Origin of the sequence: Yoonia sp., assembly GCF_017854415.1 — a bacterium.
Lineage (GTDB): Bacteria > Pseudomonadota > Alphaproteobacteria > Rhodobacterales > Rhodobacteraceae > Yoonia.
This window is the reverse complement of sequence record NZ_JAFMHR010000233.1, coordinates 1-3,903: the sequence shown is the minus strand read 5'-3', so window position 1 is coordinate 3,903 and position 3,903 is coordinate 1. Positions and strand designations below refer to the sequence as shown.

Here is a 3,903-nt window from a genome sequence, read left to right as displayed (position 1 = left end):
GTGACCTGCTAGACAAAGCGCAATGGTCAAAAGCGAACCCGGCGCTGGGATTGTTTCGCTCAATGTCAGACATGGAAAAGCAGGCGGACAAGGCCAACAGGATGCCGAGCTTTGAAAATACATTTCGCAACCTGAACCTGAACCAGCGGGTCAGCACTATGTCACCGTTCGTTTCCAAGACGGTTTGGGATCTTAACGGGCGTGCTATAATAGCAGAGCGCGGGATAGAATGGTTTGGCGGATTGGATCTGTCAGCAAGGACGGATTTAACTTCCTTTGTAGTGCTGGGCATTAACCCGGATGGCATGATGGTCACCGAGTCATATTTCTGGACGCCTGAGATTGGGCTGCTAGACCGGGCCAAAGTTGACCGACAGCCGTATGACGTGTGGGTGCGCGAGGGTTATCTGCGAACAACGCCAGGCGCGACAGTTGATTACAGTTTTATTGTTCGGGAAATTGCCGAAATAGTCAGCGACAAGAATCTGGTTTCACTAGCTTTCGACAGGTGGCGCATTGATGTATTTAAAAAGGAATGTGAGCGGGAGGGTATTAGTTTACCGCTTGTTGAGTTTGGCCAAGGCTTCAAGGATATGTCGCCTGCAATCGATGCCCTTGAGGCGGCGCTGCTTAATGATAAAATTGCGCACGCAATGCAGCCTGTTCTAACGATGTGCGCGGCGAACGCGGTGATAACAAAAGACCCCGCCGGAAACCGCAAACTGGACAAGCACAAGGCAACAGGACGCATTGATGGCATGGCTGCTTTGACTATGGCGATTGGTGTGTTAAACTCCACAGTTGAAGCGCCAGAAGCCTTGTCGCCTTGGGAAGATTCAAACTATAGCATCATGGGCTAATTTAATGGCATGGTTTAAGAAAACCCCAGAAGTTCGATCAATGGAAAACCCCAATACTCCGGTAACAGCACAGGCTGTAAACTGGGGCGGTAGTGCAGTCGCTGGCGTTAACGTCACGCTTGAAAATGCCCTGACCGTTCCCGCCGTCTGGGCCGCCGTCGAGTTTATCTCCGGCACCATCGCAAGCCTTCCTTTAAACGTCTACGAAAAAACAGAAACCGGTCGCGTCAAAATGACATCCGGTTTGCAAACTGTTATCCATGACGCAGTGAACGATGAAACCAGCTCTTTCGATTGGCGCAAATATACGTTCGAGCGCATCCTAACCGGTGGTCGTTCAATAACTTATATAGAGCGATCAAATGGAAGGGTGGTTAATCTTTGGCCGATGGACCCTGCCGACGTTACTATTAAGCGTTCGTCAAACCGGAAGACGTATGAATACAGCCCAGGCGGTGACGCTAAGCCAGTAACCTACGCGGCCAGCGAAATTATTGATATATTCTTTTCGGTTGAGTCTGACGGCATTACATCGATCAGCCCTATCTTGACCAACAAAGATGCCATAGCATTGGCAATCGCTGCAACGAATTACGGATCTAAGTTTTTTAACAATGGCGGCGTGCCTCCTTTCGTGATGACCGGAAACTTCCAAACCGGGTCAGCATTGAATCGCGCATCCAATGATTTGCAGAATGCGATCCAACAGCAGACTAAAGAAAACCGTCTGGCGCTAACGTTACCGGCTGGGCATGAGATTAAGCCGATCGGCGCAGACCCTGAAAAGTCGCAGCTGGTTGACCTGAAGCGCTTCCAAGTTGAAGAGATCGCTCGCATCTATTCTTTGCCGCCGGTGTTCTTGCAAGACCTAACGCACGGCACGTTCAGCAATACAGAGCAGCAAGACCTTCACCTGGTCAAACATACGCTGCGCCGCTGGATAACCCAAGTTGAGCAAGAGATGAACCTGAAGCTTTTCGGCCGCGATGAGGCGAAATTCTACGTTGAGTTTAACCTTGACGGCCTATTGCGCGGTGATTTCTCGACTCGAATGAGCGGATACGCAACCGGTATACAAAACGCTATCCTGACTCCTAACGAGGCGCGGGCACAAGAGAACAGACCCGATAAGGATCTGGGTAACGATTTATTAGTCCAAGGCGCCACAGTGCCGCTTGGGCAGCAGAAGATGGGTGATACAAATGTCTAAAGAAATCAGATCAGGTGAGCCGGTCGAGATACGAGCGGAAGGTGATACGATCAGCGTGAGTGGGTACGCTGCTGTTTTCAATTCCGAAACTATTATTGGCGGTTCATACCGTGAGCAAATTGCACCCGGTGCCTTTGCTGATGCCATTGGCCGCGATGATGTTATGTTCTTGATTAACCATGACGGCTTGCCTATGGCGCGCACCAAGTCAGGCACGCTAACCCTGGCAGAAGATGAGCGCGGACTGTATATGTCTGCTGAGCTTGATTCTAGTGACCCTGATGTGCGTGCAATTGTTCCAAAGATGAAGCGCGGCGACTTAGATAAAATGAGTTTCGCGTTTAGTCCTGAGGTGCAGAGCTGGGATGATTCCGGCGATATGCCTTTGCGCACTATCCGCCAGGCTAGTCTGTACGATGTTTCGATCGTTACATATCCGGCTTATCAGGATACCGACATCGGTCTGCGCTCACTAAGTGAATTCAGATCTGCGCAAGAAACCAAAGAAATAGAAAGCAACCCTGAAGCAATTGCTGCGCGGTTGCGAATGAAATTAGCATTGAGCTAATAATAATCGGCGGTTCCCGCTAATTATTGCCATCAAATCGCCCGTTGGCTGGGCATCAAAAAAGGCTTTAAAAATGGAAAACATTATTAAATTGCGGGAACAGATGGCGACACTCGCTACCGAAGCCCGTTCGCAACTTGATACAATCACAGACGCTACCGATTCAAGCCGTGCTAAAGAAATTGAAGCACGTTTTGACGCTATCATGGTTGACCATGACAAAATCGGCGCGACTGTTGAGCGTGAAGTAAAACTGGCCGATGCTGAAGCCCGTGCAATTGAAGCCCGCCGCCCGAATGCTGGTGAAGCTGTTGCTGTTGCAGAAGCTCGCAAGTCTACTCCAGAATACAAAGAAGTATTTGAGAAGCAGTTACGTTTCGGTTCTGCTGAGCTTGATTCTGAAGAGCGTTCAATCCTGCTGTCTGGCAAAGTCGAAGGCCGTGCGCAGTCTACTGCTCCAGGTTCTGCTGGTGGTTTCACAGTACCAGAAGGCTTCAGCGGTCAGATCGATCAGCAGATGGCAACTTGGGGACCGATGTGGGATGCCGCTATCGTTCGCGAATTGTCTACTTCTACTGGTAACGCCCTGCCTTGGCCTACAGTAAATGATACCGACAAGTCTGGTCGTCTCAAAGCTGAGAATGCTTCTGTTGATGATGATGGTTCTGACGATGTTGTTTTCTCTGAGAAAGTTTTAAATTCTTACGTTTTCGATACTGGCATGGTTCGCGTTCCTATCGAATTGCTGCAAGATTCTGCTTTCAACATTGAAGCACTGATGGGTGATTTGTTTGGTGAGCGTTTAGGTCGAGCTGCTAACACCGCTCTGACTACCGGCACCGGCACAAACCAGCCTAACGGCATCGTAACTGCTTCTGGCTTGGGTCTGACTTCTGCCGCCGTTGCTGCTGTTACATCTGACGAGCTTATCGATCTGTTCCACAGTGTTGATCCTGCTTATCGTATGAGCCCTAAGTGTCGTTGGATGTTTAACGATTCTACCCTGGCTGCAATTCGTAAGCTTAAAGATGGCCAAGGAAATTATCTTTGGACAATGGGTGACGTTCGCACCGGTGAGCCAGATCAGTTCCTGGGCAAGCAGTACAGCGTAAACCAAGCGATGGCCTCTTTGGGCACTGGCAACAAGCCTGTGATCTTTGGTGACCTGTCACGCTATGTCGTTCGTAAGGTTCTGGGCTACCAGATGCTGACATTGCGCGAGCGTTATGCTGAAAACTTCCAAGTTGGCATGGTTGGCTTTAAGC

The 3,903-nt window shown here is 49.8% G+C and carries 4 protein-coding genes; all 4 read left to right on the top strand.

Annotated elements, in window-relative coordinates; genetic code table 11:
* On the top strand, positions 1-860 hold an 860-nt coding region (locus QZ197_RS15855), incomplete at its 5' end, for a terminase TerL endonuclease subunit (protein WP_296433197.1).
* Between the two features lie 4 nt (positions 861-864).
* Positions 865-2,070: a phage portal protein gene (locus tag QZ197_RS15850; protein ID WP_296433195.1), complete on the top strand. Its 1,206-nt coding sequence runs from the start codon at positions 865-867 to the stop codon at positions 2,068-2,070.
* Positions 2,063-2,638: an HK97 family phage prohead protease gene (locus tag QZ197_RS15845; protein WP_296433192.1), complete on the top strand. Its 576-nt coding sequence runs from the start codon at positions 2,063-2,065 to the stop codon at positions 2,636-2,638. Before QZ197_RS15850 ends, QZ197_RS15845 begins: the two co-directional genes overlap by 8 nt.
* A gap of 73 nt (positions 2,639-2,711) precedes the next feature.
* Positions 2,712-3,903: phage major capsid protein (locus tag QZ197_RS15840; RefSeq protein ID WP_296433191.1), on the top strand; the 1,192-nt coding region annotated here is incomplete at its 3' end.

What these genes read in the sequence shown, in the direction of transcription:
- QZ197_RS15850 (WP_296433195.1), top strand. Translation starts at nt 865, where the DNA reads ATGGCATGGTTTAAGAAAACCCCAGAAGTTCGATCAATGGAAAACCCC.
- QZ197_RS15845 (WP_296433192.1), top strand. Translation starts at nt 2,063, where the DNA reads ATGTCTAAAGAAATCAGATCAGGTGAGCCGGTCGAGATACGAGCGGAA.